General features: G+C 70.8%; 15 protein-coding genes. 6 read left to right on the forward strand and 9 right to left on the reverse strand.

Translation table 11 applies throughout. The annotated features are described in order from the left end of the window. The first annotated feature begins 23 nt into the window (after positions 1 to 23). Positions 24 to 806 (forward strand): cache domain-containing protein, encoded by a 783-nt coding sequence (locus ACIP6U_RS03960; RefSeq protein WP_401712528.1) that lies wholly within the window; start codon positions 24 to 26, stop codon positions 804 to 806. 70 nt (positions 807 to 876) lie between these two features. Here the strand turns inward: ACIP6U_RS03960 and ACIP6U_RS03965 are convergent, their stop codons facing one another. After that, complete coding sequence (locus tag ACIP6U_RS03965) at positions 877 to 1,539, reverse strand: hypothetical protein (RefSeq protein ID WP_401712531.1); 663 nt, start codon at positions 1,537 to 1,539, stop codon at positions 877 to 879. Between the two features lie 223 nt (positions 1,540 to 1,762). On the opposite strand from ACIP6U_RS03965, the gene ACIP6U_RS03970 reads away from it, so the two are divergent. Together ACIP6U_RS03970 and ACIP6U_RS03975 are read left to right on the forward strand one after the other, a co-directional pair. Continuing rightward, positions 1,763 to 2,413, forward strand: a complete 651-nt coding sequence (locus ACIP6U_RS03970) for a helix-turn-helix transcriptional regulator (protein ID WP_280874093.1) — start codon at positions 1,763 to 1,765, stop codon at positions 2,411 to 2,413. Positions 2,414 to 2,445: 32 nt separating this feature from the next. After that, the gene (locus ACIP6U_RS03975; RefSeq protein WP_401712923.1) at positions 2,446 to 2,976 is read left to right on the forward strand and encodes a toxin-antitoxin system, toxin component; all 531 of its coding nucleotides are present in this window, start codon (positions 2,446 to 2,448) and stop codon (positions 2,974 to 2,976) included. 103 nt (positions 2,977 to 3,079) lie between these two features. Here the strand turns inward: ACIP6U_RS03975 and ACIP6U_RS03980 are convergent, their stop codons facing one another. Beyond that, complete coding sequence (locus ACIP6U_RS03980; RefSeq protein ID WP_401712535.1) at positions 3,080 to 4,108, reverse strand: alpha/beta fold hydrolase; 1,029 nt, start codon at positions 4,106 to 4,108, stop codon at positions 3,080 to 3,082. A gap of 207 nt (positions 4,109 to 4,315) precedes the next feature. Here ACIP6U_RS03980 and ACIP6U_RS03985 point away from each other — a divergent pair, with 207 nt between their 5' ends. Then, on the forward strand, positions 4,316 to 4,549 hold the full coding sequence (locus ACIP6U_RS03985) for a hypothetical protein (RefSeq protein ID WP_401712538.1): 234 nt from the start codon (positions 4,316 to 4,318) through the stop codon (positions 4,547 to 4,549). Positions 4,550 to 4,568: 19 nt separating this feature from the next. Here ACIP6U_RS03985 and ACIP6U_RS03990 read toward each other — a convergent pair whose 3' ends face one another. Both ACIP6U_RS03990 and ACIP6U_RS03995 read right to left on the reverse strand, forming a co-directional pair. Next, complete coding sequence (locus ACIP6U_RS03990; RefSeq protein WP_401712540.1) at positions 4,569 to 5,255, reverse strand: 4'-phosphopantetheinyl transferase; 687 nt, start codon at positions 5,253 to 5,255, stop codon at positions 4,569 to 4,571. Then, positions 5,252 to 6,139, reverse strand: coding sequence for a metallophosphoesterase family protein (locus ACIP6U_RS03995; RefSeq protein ID WP_401712543.1), 888 nt, complete (start codon positions 6,137 to 6,139; stop codon positions 5,252 to 5,254). Before ACIP6U_RS03995 ends, ACIP6U_RS03990 begins: the two co-directional genes overlap by 4 nt. 313 nt (positions 6,140 to 6,452) lie before the next feature. Between ACIP6U_RS03995 and ACIP6U_RS04000 the strand changes: the two genes are divergently transcribed. Together ACIP6U_RS04000 and ACIP6U_RS04005 are read left to right on the forward strand one after the other, a co-directional pair. Beyond that, complete coding sequence (locus ACIP6U_RS04000) at positions 6,453 to 7,610, forward strand: ATP-grasp domain-containing protein (protein WP_401712546.1); 1,158 nt, start codon at positions 6,453 to 6,455, stop codon at positions 7,608 to 7,610. Positions 7,611 to 7,806: 196 nt separating this feature from the next. Next, entirely contained in the window at positions 7,807 to 9,486 is a 1,680-nt protein-coding gene (locus ACIP6U_RS04005) for a carbohydrate binding domain-containing protein (RefSeq protein WP_401712548.1), read from the forward strand. A gap of 53 nt (positions 9,487 to 9,539) precedes the next feature. Here the strand turns inward: ACIP6U_RS04005 and ACIP6U_RS04010 are convergent, their stop codons facing one another. The 5 genes from ACIP6U_RS04010 to ACIP6U_RS04030 form a co-directional block, all read right to left on the reverse strand. Beyond that, on the reverse strand, positions 9,540 to 10,445 hold the full coding sequence (locus ACIP6U_RS04010; RefSeq protein WP_401712551.1) for a sulfotransferase family protein: 906 nt from the start codon (positions 10,443 to 10,445) through the stop codon (positions 9,540 to 9,542). A 192-nt stretch (positions 10,446 to 10,637) separates the two neighbouring features. After that, positions 10,638 to 11,888, reverse strand: a complete 1,251-nt coding sequence (locus tag ACIP6U_RS04015; protein ID WP_401712553.1) for an alpha-L-fucosidase — start codon at positions 11,886 to 11,888, stop codon at positions 10,638 to 10,640. 2 nt (positions 11,889 to 11,890) lie between these two features. Beyond that, the gene (locus tag ACIP6U_RS04020; RefSeq protein ID WP_401712556.1) at positions 11,891 to 14,944 is read right to left on the reverse strand and encodes an alpha-mannosidase; all 3,054 of its coding nucleotides are present in this window, start codon (positions 14,942 to 14,944) and stop codon (positions 11,891 to 11,893) included. A 44-nt stretch (positions 14,945 to 14,988) separates the two neighbouring features. Beyond that, a complete protein-coding gene (locus tag ACIP6U_RS04025) occupies positions 14,989 to 16,326 on the reverse strand; it encodes a 6-phospho-beta-glucosidase (protein WP_401712559.1) in 1,338 nt (445 codons plus the stop codon). Further along, positions 16,323 to 17,087: a DeoR/GlpR family DNA-binding transcription regulator gene (locus ACIP6U_RS04030; RefSeq protein ID WP_124001918.1), complete on the reverse strand. Its 765-nt coding sequence runs from the start codon at positions 17,085 to 17,087 to the stop codon at positions 16,323 to 16,325. Before ACIP6U_RS04030 ends, ACIP6U_RS04025 begins: the two co-directional genes overlap by 4 nt. Positions 17,088 to 17,122: the final 35 nt, after the last annotated feature.

The raw sequence follows: 17,122 nt of genomic DNA on the forward strand, positions 1-17,122 counted from the left end.
GTCCCCGTCCGCTGGAGGGCCCCATGAGCAGCAGCCCTGGCCTCGTCGGCACGGCGACCCCGACGCTCGACACTTCCGCCGAGGAACAGGTGGCGGCGCGGGTGGGCGACGCGCTGGAGGCGGTGTTCGACGCGGTCGCCGAAACCCGCACGGACGCGACGGAGTTGCTGACCCGGGTGGCCGGCCGGCAGCGCCGCCCCGCGACCGCCGACCTGGCCGCGCTCCGCCCCGGTCTCCATCTGCGCCTGACCCGCCAGGAGTTGGTCTCCGGGGTGGGCTTCGTCGCCGCCCCGGGTCTGCTGACCGACGTGCCGGCCTGGCTGGAGTGGTGGCAGACCGGTGCCCAAGGGGACGTGAAACCCCTTCTGTTGGACCTCGACCCGCAGCACTCGGCGTACTCGGACTACACGCACTGGGACTGGTTCGCGCTGCCCCGCGACACCGGCCGGCGGGCGGTGGCGGGCCCCTACGTCGACTACCTCTGCTCGGACGAGTACAGCCTCACGCTCTCCGCACCCGTCGAGGTGGCGGGCCGGTTCGTCGGAGTGGCCGCGGCGGACGTGTACCTGCGGCACTTCGAGGCGGCCGCACTGCCGTTGCTGCGAGGGCTGCCGGGACCGGCGTACCTGGCGAACGCGCGCGGCCGGGTGGCGGCCTCCGCGGACCCCGCCCATCTCGCCGGCTCGCTGACCAAGGGCCCTGATTTCGCGGGGGTGTTGGAGCGGTCGCGCCCCGCGGACCTCGACGGCATACGACTGTTCCCGTGCCACGGCATCCCGTTGGTGCTGGTGACGACCGCTCGCTGAAGCCCGGATCGACAACCGCCCGGATCACTGACTGGGCGCCGTCGGCGACCTGAACGCCGACGGTGCCCGGTCAGGCCTCGGGGGTGGGAACCACCCTGAGATGAGCGGCCGTGGACCTGGCACCGCGCGGCCGGGACCGCTCACGGCGGGTCTCGCGCAGCACCAGCGTCAGCCGCCGGTATCCCAGCTCGCGCAGCGTCCGCGGTGTCTCGTCCACCACCCGGCAGTCGGTGGCGCCCCAGCGCGGATCGGGATGGAGGACGGGCCGCACGACACCGTCCTGTTCGAGGGCGGCCTCCCCGGCCACGCACATCCAGTGCGGCAGGCCCTGCCGGTACGCGGCCTCCATGATCGGGTCCTGGGCGATCTCGCGGCGAATGGCCTGAAGTCCATGGTCGTGGGCGCACCGCTCCACGGCGGTCGAGAAGTGGGCCAGCATCGGCAGGCACCACAGGGACTCGTGATCGCCGAGGACCGTGCCCGCGTCCGGGTGGAACAGCACGAAACGCAGCAGGTTGTCGCCCGGCATCGCGGTCGGATGCGGGCTCATCTCGCGGAAAAGTGACGCGAATGCACTGTTCGAAAGAACGACGTCCCAGCGGTGGTCGAAGACGACGGACGGAAAGGGGACAGCCTCCACGAGGGTGGCGTAGTCCTGCAGATACGCCTGAGCCTCGGGGCTCTCGGGGACGGGCCGCGGTGCCGGCCGCTGCCCTCCTGCCTGATACGCCATCGGGAGGTCACCCCTCTTGCCTATGCGGCCTTCACGCGGCGCCTTGATCCTGCGGTCCCGACGCGAGCCGTGTCAACTATCGTGGCATTCCGTGCCTGTTGACGGCTTAAATTGGCCACAGTTGTGGCGAGACCTGGATGTGAGTTCGAACCTACGGGTAATGTCCGTCGGGTTCACGGCAACGGCTTGTGAAAAGCCGGTGAGAAACGTAGGAGATCTGTCGGTGACGGATGGCTTCGAGGGTCCGGGCACCACGGCGACCGCTGCGCTGCCGGCCGTCGTCGCTCGCGTCGCCGCGCTCGCCGACCGCCTGGGCGTCGCGCACACGGAGGTCTTCGACGTCGGCCGCCTCTCCGCCGCCTCCGGAGTACCGCAGCCGGTGGTGCGGGACCTGTTGAACGGTCGCCCGGCGGGCGAGCCCGACGTCCAGGCCCGCTTCCTCCAGCGCCTGGGCCTGCTGCGCCGCACCCGCCTGAAGCCCAACGGCCGCAAGTACACCCAGCAGGAGATCGCCGACGGCGCGGGTATGTCCCGCCAGCAGGCCGGCGCCCTCATCAACGGCGACCGGCGCCCCACCATGGAGCACTGCGACGCCATCCAGCGCTTCTTCCGGGTGCACGCGGGCTTCCTCACCGCCGAGGACCCCGAGGCCCTCACCGGTGCTCTGCAGAGCACCGAGCAGGAGTTGCTGCAGAAGCTCGCCGAGCGGGAGGCGGACGGCACCGGCGAGGACCCGCTGGAGCGGCTGCTGCAGGACCACGGGGTGCGCGGGATCGCCTGGCGGGCCGCCCAACTCCCCACCGACCAGCACCGCGACAAGGTCGCGGAGTGGCTGGACATGCTCCTGGAGAGCGTCAAGCGGCCCGAGTCGTGAGCCGGGGGAGAACTGTGGGCATCGGCAAGCAGATGCGCCGCCTGTGCGGCGAGTTGGTCACCGAACTCACGCTGCCCGCGCCCGCGCCACCGGCGGACCTGTACGGCGCCCTGTGCTCCGCGATGAGCCGCCGCCGCGGTCGCCCGGTGCACTTCCGTACGGCGGCCTTCCCCACGGCGACGGCCAGCGGCCTGTGGCTCGACATGACCGACCAGGACCTCGTCGTCATCGAGGAACGCACCGCGCCCGATCACCAGTTGGTGATCCTGGGCCACGAGCTGTGGCACATGCAGGCCGACCACCATGGCCATCACGTCGAAGGCGCCAAGGTGGCGGCCCGGCTGCTGGACGACGGGGCGGACCTGCTGGCCACCGTGCGCGCGGTCGCCGCCCGCAGCCACTTCGACCAGGCCGAGGAGCAGGAGGCGGAGGCCTTCGGGCTGCTGCTGGCCAGCAAGTGCCGTACGTGGCTCGCCGGTTCGGGACTGCGCGGCCCGGTGCAGCGCGACCACCTGGCGGGCCGGATCGGGGCGTCGCTGGGGTATCTGGGGCCACAGGGCTGAAACGCTACGCGCGGTGACAGTGCGCCGCGCGCGCCCAACTGCCGTGCTGGAGCGACGCGTTACCGAACGGCGCTCGCCCCGTGCACCGGTACCCCGCTCACCGTCACGTGGCGCTGCGCTCGCTCGCCTCCCGCAGCTCCGCCTCCGCCGCCCGGCCGTACGCCGTGTCCATGTCCGGCTGTCCGTCGCAGAGCAGCTCCCGCCAGTGCTCGCGGCTCCAGTCGGCCGGGTCCGTGGTCCGGGTGAACTCCTCGACCAGCGACACGAATCGCCCGGGATCGCTGTGGAACGGGAAGTGTCCGGCGCCCTCGAAGATCTCCAGCCGGCTGCCCGGCATCGCCTCGTGCGCCCCGTACGCGTGCCGCACGGGCACCACGCTGTCCCGGTCGCCCCACAGCAGCATGGTCGGCATGCCCTCGGTCAGATAGCACCGGTCGAGCATGGTGACGACCTGCCCGCGCCAGTCGACGACCGCGCGCAGGGTCCGTACGAAGGCGTTGCGCGCGGTCTCGTCGGGCAGGGCGTCGACCAGGTTCAGCCACTCGCCCGCGTCCTGCCCCAGATCGGTGTTCAGCAGCTTCATCAGCCGTATCGTCAGGCCGACTTGGAGCCGCATCCCCGGCAGCCGCAGCGACGACAGCATCAGATGCGCGCCCGGCAGGGAGACCAACCGCAGCAGGGGGTTGACCTCGCGCCCCACGCCTCCGGCGCCGACCAGGATGAGCCGCTCGGTGCGCTCGGGGAACTGGTAGGCGAACTGCATGGCCACTCCCCCGCCCAGCGAGTGCCCGACCAGGGTGGCCGACTCGATGCCGAGGGCCGTCAGCAGGTCCCGCACGCCGTTCGCGTACGCGGCCACCGAGTAGTCGGCGCGGGGCTTGTCGGAGGCTCCGTGCCCGAGCAGGTCGGGGGCGATGACGGTATGGGTGCGGGCGAGGTCGGGGATCAGCTCGGTCCAGGTGGCCGAGGAGTCGCCGATGCCGTGGATGAGGACCAGCGCGGGGCCCTCGCCCGCCATGCGGAAGGCGCGCCGGTAGCCGTGCACGACGCGGTACCGCAGCGCCAGTTCGTCGTCGCCCACCGAACGCAGCCGTACGGCGCGCACCGGACGCCGACGCGGGACGTCGACCACGCGTTCGCCTCCCGTTCCCCGGCCGTGCGGAACACGGCCGAAAGCTCTTTCTCCTAGCGTAGGACCGCTTTCCCACAAGGGATTTCGGGGACGTTTCGCCTCGGCTAAGCGGGCGAACCGGAAGGCGGCGAAACCCGATTGTCAGTGGTGGACGGCAAGCTTGGGACGAGCGACCGACGACGCCGATCCAGAAGGAGCCGCCCGATGATGCCCACCGCCGTTCTGACCGACCGCGAGCGCACCGCCGTGCAGGCCTACATGCGACTGCTGCACACCGTGCGAGCCGCCTTCGACGCCGACGCCCCGCCCGAGACCCGCCGACCACCCGTCGTCCCGCCCGCCGTCCTCGCGGAGGCGGAACGGGCTCTGGCGGACGCCGGGTTGCGGGGCAACGAGGAGGAGTTCTTCCGACTGCTCCAGAGCTGGTGCCCCGGCGGTTAGGAGCCGTCGTAACCGTGGTTCAGGTGGTGGTGTGCGGCACGCTGATCGCCGTCGCCACCAGGCCCCGCTGGACGGTCCAGCGGCCCTCGAAGTGGCTGACGCGCCGTCCGCCGACGAGCGGCCCCGGCACGAGCAGTTCGGCGCGGAAGCCGCCGTGCAGCCGTTCGCCGGGGTCGTGGAAGACCTCGATGTCGGCCTCGGTGAACTCCAGCCACTGCCCGGTGAGGGGGAACCACGCCTTGTAGACGGACTCCTTGGCGCTGAACAGCAGCCGGTCCCAGTGGACGCCGGGACGCTCCTGGGCCAGCGCCCGCAGCCGGACCGCCTCCACGGGCAGCGACACGGCGTCCAGGACGCCCTCGGGGAGCGGTCCGTGGGGTTCGGCGTCGATGCCGAGGGAGGCCAGCTCGCCGGCGCGGACGAGGACGGCGGCGCAGTAGCCGTCGCAGTGGGTCATGCTGCCGACCAGTCCCGCGGGCCAGCCCGGTGCGCCGCGCTCGCCGGGCAGCAGGGGCGCCGGCGGCACGCCGAGCTTCTCCATGGCCCGGCGCGCGCAGGCCCGGACCAGGGCGAACTCGCGGCGGCGCTTGGCGACGGCCTGCGCGACCACCGCCGCCTCCTCCGGGTACAGCGGGGCGGGCTCGCTCCCGTCGTCGCCGAGTACCTCGACGGCGACCACCTCGGGCGGCAGCAGCTCCTCGATCACCGGGTCCCGACCTCCTTCGACACGTCCGACGCGCCCGGGTCGTACGGCAGGATCCGCCTCAGTCTGCCCGGTGGCTGGGGCCGCTTGCGCCACTCCCGTGGGTAGCCGACGGACACCTCTTCGAAGCGGATGCCCTCGTGCCAGGTGGTGCGCGGGATGTGCAGGTGTCCGTAGACCATGGTCGCGACCCGGAACCGGCGGTGCCAGTCGGCGGTGAGGTCGGTGCCGCACCACATGGCGAACTCGGGGTGCCACAGGACGTCGGTGGGGTGCCGGTCCAGCGGGTAGTGGTTGACGAGGACCGTGGGCAGGTCCTCGGGGATCTCCGCGAGCCGCCGTTCGGTCTCCGCGACCCGGGCCCGGCACCAGGCCTCGCGGCTCGGGTACGGGTCGGGGTGCAGGAGGTACTCGTCGTTGCAGACGATGCCGGTCGTGTGCGCGTACTCGAGCCCCTGCTCCTTGGTGACGCAGCCGGCCGGGAGGAACGAGTAGTCGTAGAGCAGGAAGAGCGGGGCCACGACGACCGGGCCGCCAGGTCCTTCCCAGACGGGATACGGGTCCTCCGGAGTGGTCACCCCCAGCTCCCGGCACATGGTGACCAGGTGCTCGTAGCGGGCGGTGCCGCGCGCGGTGACGGGGTCCTTGGGGTGGGTCCACAGCTCGTGGTTGCCGGGCGCCCAGATCACCTTGCGGAAGCGGCTCGCGAGGGTCTTCAGCGCCCAGCGGATGTCGGCCACGGTCTCGGAGACGTCGCCGGCCACGAGCAGCCAGTCGTCGTCCGTGTCCGGCCGCATCTCCTCGACCAGGGCGCGGTTCTCCGCGTACCCGATGTGCAGGTCACTGATGGCCAGCAGCTGTCCGGCACCACCGGCCGTCGACGTCACCTCGCGCCCCCTCCGCACGACCGGCACGTCCCACGCGCACCGGTCGGGACCACGACAACATATTCACGGCCCCCCGACAAGGCGGTCCGGCGCGGACCGCGTCGACGCGTGCGGAACTCCTGATCCGGGTGGGCATGATCGGAAAATCCGTAACACGTACGTTGCACGCCCGGCCTCCGCGAAGCCGTATGATCGCCCCAACACCACCGCCAGGAACTTCCCTTCAAGCAGGGGTTGTTTGGCGACCCTCCCTCCACCCTGCCCGGGCACGGGCCTGCTTTGCCCTGCCCGCGAACCATGAAAGGCGGCCTGCATGGTCTCTCGCGTACGCGTCTGGCTCAACCGCACGTACGCGGAGAACGTGTTCTTCATGGATCAGCTGCGGCGAAATCCCAGCGATCGCGCCGTCGAGATTCATGCGACGCACGGGGACGCGGACTCTCCCGTGCTGGCCGCCGCCGACACCGCCGACCTGGAACCCGAGGGCCTGTCCCCGGCCGCGTACGTCGAGTACGCGCTCGACCAGTGCCAGCGCCGTGGCATCGATGTCTTCGTGCCCCGGCTGCACCAGTCGGCGGTCGTGGCGCACCGCGCCGACTTCGAGTCGGTCGGCACCGCACTGCTGGCCCCGCCGCCCGAGGCGGTCGCCGTCTTCCACGACAAGGTGATCGCGTACGAGGCCGTGCAGGCGATCGGCGTGCCCGTGCCGTCGTGGTTCCGCGTCCGCAACGCCGACGAACTCCTCGCCGCCGTCGAGGAGTTGGAGGCCGACGGGCACAAGGCGTGCTTCAAGCCGGCGTCCGGTGCGGGCGGGGTGGGCTTCCGGGTCATCACGCGTACGCCGTTCTCGATGATGCATCTGACCGGGTTCCCGAGCTCGTATGTGCCACTGGATCTGGTCCTCGGCGCACTCAAGGAGACCGACGAGCCGGTCGACTGGCTGGTGATGCCGCGTCTTGAGGAGCCGGAGGTGTCGGTGGACTGCCTCACCGGTCCCGACAACCGGGTGCGGCTGGCGATCGGCCGGACGAAGAACGGTCGGCGGCGCGGGTTCACGCTGCACGAGCAGTGGCTGGAGCCGGCGCGACGGATCGCGGAGGGCTTCGGGCTGCACTATCTGTCCAACATCCAGTTCCGGATGTTCGGTGACCGCCCGGTGCTGATGGACGTCAACACGCGGCCCGCCGGCGGGCTGCACCAGCTGTCGCTGTGCGGGGTCAACGCCCCTTGGGCGGCTGTGCAGTTGGCACTCGGCGAGGACCCGGGCGAAATCGTGCCGCCGTTCCTTGGACAGGACTACACGGTGGTGTCGGGACCGCGCCAGCTGCGCCCGCTGTCGGTGTCGCACCAACGGCCGGACGAGGACGAGCAGCTGTCCCTGCCGGCGATGCCCGCGCAGTCGGCGGAGTCGGCCGAATCCGTCGGGGTCGCCCCGCAGTCGGCGGGCAGCCACGCGGGCGCGTCCGCCTAGGCCCCGCGCGGCGGATCACGCCCTGGACGCCCGGCGGATCACGCCCGGACGTACAACTTCATACCGGTCTGGACCAATCGCATCGCAGTACCTTGACACCGCGATTGGTCCATACCAACTTGGGTGACGCACCCTGCTCTGCTCGGTACTCCCGAGTCTGCACTCCCGAACATCCCCATTACTTCAGGGAGATCGCGTGCGTAACCCACTCAGACGTCCCGGACGTCGACTCCTCGCACTCCTCGGCACCGCCGCTCTCGCACTCGCCGGAGCCGTCGCCCTGCCGACCACGGCCGAAGCGGCCAACATCCTGCCCAACCCCGGCTTCGAGTCGGGCGCCCTCTCGCCCTGGACCTGCACCGGCAACCTGGGCTCGGTCGTCTCCTCCCCCGTCCACGGAGGCACCAAGGCCCTTCAGGGGGCGGTGAGTTCGAGCGACATCGCGCAGTGCAGCCAGACCGTCGCGGTCCAGCCGAACACGACGTACGCGCTGACCGGCTGGGTCCGCGGCTCCTACGTCTACCTCGGTGTGAACGGCGGCGCCTCGACGTGGACCACGTCCCCGTCGGCGTACAGCCAGTTGAGCGTCTCCTTCACCTCCGGTGCCTCGCAGACCAGCGCGACGATCTACACGCACGGCTGGTACGCGCAGGGCACCTACTACGCCGACGACATCAGCCTGGACGGGCCCGGCGGCAGCAACGACACCCAGGCGCCGACGACCCCCGGCGCCCTCTCCTCCACCGGCAAGACCTCGTCGAGCGTGTCGCTGAAGTGGAACGCCTCGACGGACAACGTGGGCGTCACGGCCTACGACATCTACGCCGGTTCCAGCCAGGTGCTCAGCGTCTCCGGTACGACGGCGACGGTCAGCGGGCTCTCGCCCAGCACCGCCTACACCTTCACCGTCCGGGCGCGCGACGCGGCCGGCAACTCCTCGGCGGCCTCCAACTCCGTGAGCGTCACGACGGACGCGGGCACCGGCACCCCCACCGGGTTCAAGCAGGCCGCGCCCTACCTCTTCGAGGGCTGGGGCGACCCGCCGAGCCCGACCACGGTGATGGCCGCGACCGGCGTCAAGTGGTTCACGATGGCCTTCGTCCTCGACTCCGGCGGCTGCAACCCCGCGTGGGACGGCCAACGGGCGCTGACGGGCGGGGTCGACCAGACCGCCATCAACCAGATCCGGTCGGCCGGCGGTGACATCGTCCCGTCGTTCGGCGGCTGGCAGGGCAGCAAGCTCGGCGCCAACTGCTCCTCCGCGAGCGCGCTCGCCGGAGCGATCCAGAAGGTGATCGACGCCTACGGACTCAAGGCCGTCGACATGGACATCGAGAACACCGACGAGTTCGAGAACGAGGCCACGCAGGCGAAGATCCTCACCGCCCTGAAGACGGTCAAGGCCAACAACCCCGGCCTGAAGACCATCGTCACCTTCGGGACGTCGACCACAGGGCCGACCTACTACGGCAACCGGCTGATCGAACAGGCCCAGTCGCTCGGCGCGAACATCGACGTCTTCACCATCATGCCGTTCGACTTCGGCGGCGGCGCGGACATGTACGGCAACACCGTCAACGCGGCGGAGGGCCTGAAGACCAAGCTGAAGTCGACGTTCGGCTGGGACGACGCCACCGCGTACTCCCACATCGGCATCTCCGGCATGAACGGCCTGTCCGACCAGCAGGAGAACACCACGCCCGCGATCTGGACCCAGATCAAGGACTGGTCGAACAGTCACCACATCGCCCGTCTCGCGTTCTGGGCGGTCAACCGTGACCGGCCGTGCCCGGGCGGCGGCGTGGTGAGCAACTGCTCCGGCATCAGCCACAACACCTGGCAGTTCACCTCGATCACGGCCGGCTTCACCGGCTGAGCCATCGGCTCGACCGGCTGAACTGTCAGCGACAGCAGGCGTGGGGGCACCCGTCAGGTCGGGTACCCCCACGCCTTCGCCAACTCCACGAGCCTGGGCGGCAGTTCGGCCGTGGCGTCGGCGGGTCTGGCGGGCTGGACACGGCCCGACTTGATCGTGCTGGACCAGTCGCCGAGCTGGGGGCGGAAGGTCCCGTGGTCCTTGCTGCCGTAGTCCAGCATGGCGGGCTCCCACGCGACACCCAGGTGGTCGCACAAGCCGCGCGTGACCCGCTCCGGGTCGGCGGTGAGTTCCTCGTACGTGACCACGTGGACGGAGCCGAGACCCAGCCGGGCCTCCTCCAACTTCTCTGCGTAGCGCAGGACTTCGGCGCGGATGTCCTCCTGGTCCGGGTTCTTGCGGCGGTCGGTCAGGGAGGCGACGATCGCGCCCGGGTGCCGCAGCAGCAGGATGTAGCGGGCGTCCGGCCAACATCGGTGCAGGCGCGGCCAGATGAGGGTGTTGGGCGGGGTCTTGTCGACGATGACGTCCTTGCCGCTGCGGGTGAGTTCCAGGTGCAGCACCCGGTCCCACAGCATGTGCTCCAGCTCGTCCTTGTCGAGTTGCAGTGCCTGCATCGCGTCCGCGCTGAAGGTCCGGCTCAAGTCGACGTGCAGGGTGCGCAGATGCATCTCGTGCGGGGCGCGGATCCGGCTGTGGCTGTTGAGCAGGACCCGCAGCAGCGTCGATCCCGATCGCACCGAGGACAGCACGAAGACCGGCGACTCGACCAGGCGCGGGGCGCCCGGGGCGGTGTACGACGGCGTGGCCGAACTCTTCGTGGCCGCCGGGTTCTTGGAGGCGCTGCGAGGTGACGGCATCGCGTCCAGGCTCCGGCGCGGCGGGCTCACCGCCTCGGCCATGAGCCGTCCCCGGCGCCTGAGGCCCTTCCCTATCGCGGACATTCGCGGCTCACGCACGGTCGCACCTTTCTCTCGCCTTACCGGCGCATCTCAGGCGCGACAGGCGAACTCCAGGTGTCCAAAAAAGGAACACCCCTGGTCAGCGGAGCCTAAATGCGGCCCTTGACCAGGGGACTTACCGTTCTCTTAATTCTCCATGGGAATCAGGACGCCGCGAGGATCAGAACCGCCCGGCGCCCCGGTACGGCTTCAGAACCGCCCGGCCCCCCGGTACAGCTCCAGCTCCCCGTCCAGCTCGACCGCGAGCACGGTGGCGTACGGATCGAGGTCCGCCGCGGCGGGCGGGTCGATCCACAGCACGCCGACCGCCTCGTGCAGGCCGCCGACCACCCGGTGGGCGAGTTCCGTGCCGGTGCCGAGCACACTCACCCGGCGGACCTTGGTGGCCAGCCCCCGTACCCCGATCTCGGCGCGCGGGGCGTCGAACAGCGTGAGGTAGAGGGTCCGGCCGTCGGCGGACAGCGTGCTGGGCCCGTAGTGGTGCCCGGCCGGCAGCCCGCGCACGGTCCCGTACACGGCCTCGGAGTGCTTGCGGATCCACTCCCCCAACCCCTCCAGGCGTTCGACCTGCGGCTGCGGGATGGTGCCGTCCTCCATCGGGCCGACGTCGAGCAGCAGGTTGCCGCCGCCACCGATGGTCTCGGTGAAGTAGCGGACGAGCTGCGCGAGCGACTTGTGGTTGTGGTCGTGGTGCTGGTACCCCCACGAGTCGTTGATCGTCAGGCACAGCTCCCACGGGCCGTCCGGCGGCACGATGGGGGCGCCCTGCTCGGGGGTGGCGTAGTCGCCCTCGCTGAGCATGCGGGCGTTGAAGACGACCTGCGGCGTGTACGACCGGATGAGCGCGGCCAGTTCGGGGATCCGCCACTGCTCCTCGCTGCGGTCCCACTCGCCGTCGAACCACATCAGGTCGGGCCGGTGGCGGGAGGCGAGTTCGCGGATCTGGCCGTCGCGGTAGGCGAGGAAGCGTTCCCAGGCCGCCAGGTCCTCGTCCTCGGCGGCGACTTCCGAGTAGCGGTTGTCCTCCTGCTCCGGCGGGCGGCCCGGCTTGCGCGTGGAGGCGTAGTCGGGGTGGTTCCAGTCGGAGTGCGAGTAGTAGAAGCCGACCTTGAGGTCCTTCTCGCGCAGCGCCTCGGTATAGCCGGTCAGGTAGTCCCGGCCGAGGTTGAGGTCGCCGAACTCCGTGTCCCACAGGGCGACTCCGTCATGGTGACGGCTCGTCAGCACCGCGTACTTCGCGCCCGCCCGGGCGAACAGGTCCGCCCAGGCGCGCGGGTCGTAGTGGGCACCGGTGAAGCGCTCCAGCTGGGACATGTACCGGTCGTGCGGCACGATGTCGTCGTAGAACGACCAGGACTCCTGGACGCCGTCGACGGCATAGATGCCCCAGTGCACGAAGATCCCCAACTTGGCGTCGGTGAACCAGGGTTGCATGGCCAAGGTCAGTTCACCCCGGCCCGCTTCAGGCGCAGCGTGAGGATCTGGAAGGGGCGCAGCTCGACCAGGACACCGCCGTCGTCGACGGACGCGGTCTCCAGGGGCCGCTCCAGGAGGTCGGTCACCTCGGCGCCCGCGAGCGGGAAGCCGGTGCGCAGGACGCCCTGGGCACGGCCGCCGCGCGACTCGTAGAGCCGCACCACGACATCGCCGGACTCGTCGTCGGCGAGCTTGACCGCCTCGACGGTGACGCCCTCGCCGGTCACCGAGACGACCGGCTCCGGGGTGCCCGCCGAATCGGCGACGCGCAGCGGGAGGTTGAGGGCGTAGCCCTCGGCGACCGCGTCCTCGATGCTCGCGCCGGGCAGCAGCGCGTAGGTGAAGCGGTGGCGGCCCTGGTCGGCCCCGGGGTCGGGGACGCGCGGGGCGCGGACCAGGGAGAGGCGGACCGTGGTGGTCGTACCGCCGTCCTCGCGGACCGTGCGGGAGACGTCGTGGCCGTAGGTCGAGTCGTTGATGACGGCGACGCCGTAGCCGGGCTCGCCGATGTGCACCCAGCGGTGGCCGGAGACCTCGAAACGGGCCGCCTCCCAGCTGGTGTTGGTGTGCGTGGGCCGCTGGACGTGACCGAACGCGATCTCCGCCGAGGAGTGCGGGGCGCGGATGTCGACGGGGAAGCCGGCCTTGAGGAACTTCTCGGCCTCGTGCCAGTCGATGTCCGTCTCGAAGTCGATCCGGGGGCTGCCCGCGCGGACCGTGATCGTCTGGGTGATCTTCGAGCCCTTGCCGAAGGAGCGTGTGACGCGGATCGAGCCGAGCAGCGGGTCCTCGTCGGCGATCTCCACGGAGTCGGCGTCCAGCAGGTCCGTGTAGCGGTTCTTGTAGTGCTTGTCGACGTCCCAGGCGTCCCAGTAGTTGGGGAGGTCGGTGTGCAGACGCAGCAAGTTGCCCTGCTCGGCGAGGACTTCACGGCCGCCCGCGCGCAGGTCGCGCACGGAGGACAGGGTGCCGTCCTCGGCCACCTCGACGCGGATCAGGCCGTTGTCGAGGACGCGACCCGTGACGGTCACCGGCTGCGGGGGCTCGGCGTCGGTGAGCGGCGCGCTGCCGCTGCCCGGCACCTCGACGTACGCGGCGACACCCGCGGCCGTCCGCACGACCTCGGCGCGGTCGAAGGGGCCGGCGTTGAACACCCGGGTCCCGTCGGCGCCCATCGCTGCCACCGCCTCGGCGGTCAGCGCCTCCAACTCCTGCGCCACACGGGCGTATTCGGCCTCGGCCTCGCGGTGCACCCAGGCGATCGAGGAGCCCGGCAGGATGTCGTGGAACTGGTGCAGCAGGACCGTCTTCCACAGGCGGTCGAGCTTCTCGTACGGATAGGCGTAGTCCGGCGCGTGCAGGGCGGCCGTGGTCGCCCACAACTCGGCCTCGCGGAGCTTGTGTTCGCTGCGCCGGTTGCCCTGCTTGGTGCGGGCCTGCGAGGTGTAGGTGGCGCGGTGCAGCTCCAGGTAGAGCTCGCCGACCCAGACGGGGGCGTCCGGGTACTCCTCGCGGGCCTTGGCGAAGAAGGCGTCAGGGTGCTCGATCTCGACCTTCGCGGAGCCCTCCAGGTCCTTCAGCCGGCGGGCACGCTCCATGATCTCGCGGGTGGGGCCGCCACCGCCGTCGCCCCAGCCGAAGGGAGCCAGGGAGCGGTTGGCGTTGCCCTTCTCCTGGTAGTTGCGGACCGCGCGGGACATCTCCTCGCCGCTGAAGCGGGCGTTGTAGGTGTCGACGGGCGGGAAGTGGGTGAAGATGCGGGTGCCGTCGATGCCCTCCCACCAGAAGGTGTGGTGGGGGAACTTGTTGGTCTGGTTCCAGGAGATCTTCTGGGTGAGGAACCAGTCGTTGCCGGCGAGCTTGGCGAGCTGCGGGTAGGCCGCGTTGTAGCCGAAGGAGTCGGGCAGCCAGACGCCCTTGGTCTCCACGCCGAAGTGCTCGATGAAGAACCGCTTGCCGTGGATGAGCTGGCGGGCCACGGCCTCGCCGCCGGGCAGGTTGCCGTCGGCCTCGACCCACATGCCGCCGACCGGCGCCCACTGGCCCTTCTTGACGGACTCCTGGATGCGGCCCCAGACCTGGGGGTAGTTGTCGCGGACCCACTCGTACTGCTGGGCCTGCGAGCAGGCGAAGATGAAGTCCTCGTACTCGTCGGCCAGCGAGGTGACGTTGGAGAAGGTGCGGGAGGTCTTGCGCTTGGTCTCGCGGATCGGCCACAGCCAGGCCGAGTCGATGTGCGCGTGGCCGACGCCGGAGACGATGTGCGCGCTGGCGTTGGCGGGCTTGGCGAGCACGGGCGCCAGCGCCTCGCGCACCGCCACGGCCGAGCCGGCGATGTCGTCCAGGTCGAGCAGGTCCATGGCGCGGTCGAGGGCGTGCATGATCTCGTGCCGGCGCGGGTCGTGCTCGCCCAGCTCCAGCATCAGCTCGCGCAGCACCTGGATGTCGAGGTCGAGGTGGAAGACGTTCTCGTCGAGGACGGCGAGGTCGGCGCGCTTGAAGGTGTAGAGCGGCTTGTCGCCTGCGGTGAGGACGTCGCCGAGCGGGGTCGGCCCCGCGAAGTCGTTGGCGAGGATGTCGGGGTTGGAGGCGGCCTCGACGAGATAGTCGATCTGCTCGCCGCCGACCGCCGGGTTGGCGATCGCCACGTACTGGTTGAGCGGGTTGACCGCCTTCAGCGGGGTCCCGTCGGTCAGATGGACCAGGGCCTCGGCCTGGTTGCCGGGCCAGTCGCCCACGAAGCCGAGGTCGATGACCGACTCGACGCGCTTCCCGGCCCACTCGGCGGGCACCTGCCCGCGCATCCGGAACCAGGTCGTCCCCCAGGGCGGACCCCAGGGGGTCTCCATCGCGAAGGGCTCGTACGGAGCGGCCGACGCCTCCTCGAAGGGCACCGGCTCGCCCGGCGCCTGCCAGGCCTCGACCTCGAAGGGGACGGAGGCCGCGTAGATCGCGGGCTTGATGCGCTGGTTGTGGAGGCGCTCGACGCGCTCCTCGATCCGGCGGCGTTCGTCGTGCATGGAAGTCTCCAGAAGAAGGATGGAAAGCGCTTTCCGGCGGTCGGCTACTTAAGATACGCCAGGCCCGGGTGGATCCCGGTGTAGCCCTCGACGAGCCGACGGGCCACGTTGACCGAGTCGACGAGCGGATGCAGCGCGAACGCCTTCACGGCGGTGGCACGGGACCCGGACTCGGCGGCGGCGAGCACCTCGCGCTCGACCGCCTTCACCGCGCAGACCAGACCGGTGGCGTGGTCGGGCAGCGGGTCCACCGCGACCGGGTGGGCGCCGTTGGCGTCGACCAGGCAGGGGACCTCGATGACGGCTTCCCCGTCCAGGGCGGAGAGGGTGCCGGCGTTGCGGACGTTGAGGATCAGGGTGGTGCGCTCGTCGCGGGCGATGGCCCGCATCAGCGCCAGGGCGACCTTCTCGTAGCCGCCGGACAGGTCGTCGGCGTCGCGCTCGCCGGCGCCCGCGGTCTCCCGGTTCTCGGCCATGTAGGTCGCCTCGCGCTCGGCGCGGGTGGACTCCCAGGCGGCCAGCGCGCGGGCACCGGGGTCGCTCATCCCCTCGTAGAAGCTCGCCTGCTGGTCGCGCAGGAAGGCGCCGCGGGTCTTCTCCACCTGCTGGTAGGAGCGGACGGCCTCGCGGTTGAAGTAGTAGTAGTGCAGGTACTCGTTCGGGATCGCGCCGAGCGACTGGAGCCAGTCGACGCCGAAGAGCTTGCCCTCCTCGAAGGAGCCGAGCAGGTCGGGGTCGGCAAGGAGCCGGGGCAGTTCGTCGCGCCCGGCGATCTTCAGGCCGCGGACCCAGCCGAGGTGGTTGAGACCGACGTAGTCGATCCACGCCTCCTTCGGGTTGCCGCCCAGCACGCGGGCGATACGGCGGCCGAGGCCGACCGGGGAGTCGCAGATGCCGATGACGCGGTCGCCGAGGTGGCGGGACATGGCCTCGGTGACCAGGCCCGCGGGGTTGGTGAAGTTGATGACCCAGGCGTCGGGTGCGAGTCGCGCGACGCGGCGGGCGATGTCCTCGGCGACCGGGACGGTGCGCAGTCCGTAGGCGATGCCGCCCGCGCCCACCGTCTCCTGGCCGAGCACGCCCTCGGCGAGCGCCACCCGCTCGTCGTTCGCCCGGCCCTCCAGGCCGCCCACACGGATCGCGGAGAAGACGAAATCGGCGCCGCGCAGCGCCTCGTCCAGGTCGGTCGTCGCGGTCACCTCCGGGGCGTCCGGCACGGCCGCGGCCTGTTCGGCCAGGACCCGGGTCACCGCCGAGAGGCGTCCCGCGTCCAGGTCGTGCAGCACCACCTGGGTGACCCGGCCCTCGGCATGGTCCGTCAGCAGCGCCCCGTACACGAGCGGGACCCGGAATCCGCCGCCGCCCAGAATCGTCAGCTTCACGCCTGCACCTTTCCTGCCAGCACGATCTCGACGCCCGCCTCCTCGAAGGAGGAGCGGGTCGCCGCGTCGACCGGCGCGTTCGTCACCACCACGTCCAGGTCCTCGGGACCGCAGACCTTCGCCATGCCCGTGCCCGGGAACTTCGCCTGGTCGGCGAGGAGGACGACCCGGTCGCTCGCCTGGATCATGGCTCGCTTGACCGGCACCTCGACGACCGTCGTGTCCATCACCTGCCCACCCGGGCGTACTCCACTGGTGCCGAGGAAGAGCCAGTCGGCGTGCAGCTGGCGCAGGTTGTCCTCGGTGAGGAAACCGACCAGGGAGCGGTACTCGCGGCGGACCATGCCGCCGAGCAGGACCAGCTCGATGCCCTCGTCGTCGGCGAGTTCCTCGTAGACCACCAGGTTGCTGGTGATCACGGTGAGGCGGCGGCCGTGCAGCTGCCGGGCCAGGCGGTAGGCGGTGGTGCCGATGTCGAGCAGCACCGACTGGCCGTCCTTGACCATCGCCGCGCCGCGCGCCGCTATCGCGTCCTTCTCGGCCACCCGTACCTCGGCGACCTCGGCGAAGGGCTGGTCGCCCTCCTCGGCCACGGCGCCGCCGTGGACCCGGGTGAGCAGACCGTCCTCCTCCAGCTTGAGCAGGTCCCGCCTGATCGTGGCGGGGCTCACGCCCAGCTGCTCGGAGAGGTCGGTCACGGCCGCGGGGCCACCGGAGCGCAGGGCCCGCAGGATGAGTTGATGTCGTCGTTCTGCCAGCACGCGCTGAACACTACTCGTCATCTTCAATCATTTCT

This window comes from Streptomyces sp. NPDC088794, assembly GCF_044750545.1.
Taxonomy (GTDB): domain Bacteria; phylum Actinomycetota; class Actinomycetes; order Streptomycetales; family Streptomycetaceae; genus Streptomyces.

Bases quoted from the DNA above. Each gene is read 5' to 3' on its own strand.
- ACIP6U_RS03975 (WP_401712923.1), top strand. From the start codon at position 2,446: ATGCGCCGCCTGTGCGGCGAGTTGGTCACCGAACTCACGCTGCCCGCG.
- ACIP6U_RS04000 (WP_401712546.1), top strand. From the start codon at position 6,453: ATGGTCTCTCGCGTACGCGTCTGGCTCAACCGCACGTACGCGGAGAAC.
- ACIP6U_RS03965 (WP_401712531.1), bottom strand. From the start codon at position 1,539: ATGGCGTATCAGGCAGGAGGGCAGCGGCCGGCACCGCGGCCCGTCCCC.
- ACIP6U_RS03985 (WP_401712538.1), top strand. From the start codon at position 4,316: ATGCCCACCGCCGTTCTGACCGACCGCGAGCGCACCGCCGTGCAGGCC.
- ACIP6U_RS03960 (WP_401712528.1), top strand. From the start codon at position 24: ATGAGCAGCAGCCCTGGCCTCGTCGGCACGGCGACCCCGACGCTCGAC.
- ACIP6U_RS04020 (WP_401712556.1), bottom strand. From the start codon at position 14,944: ATGCACGACGAACGCCGCCGGATCGAGGAGCGCGTCGAGCGCCTCCAC.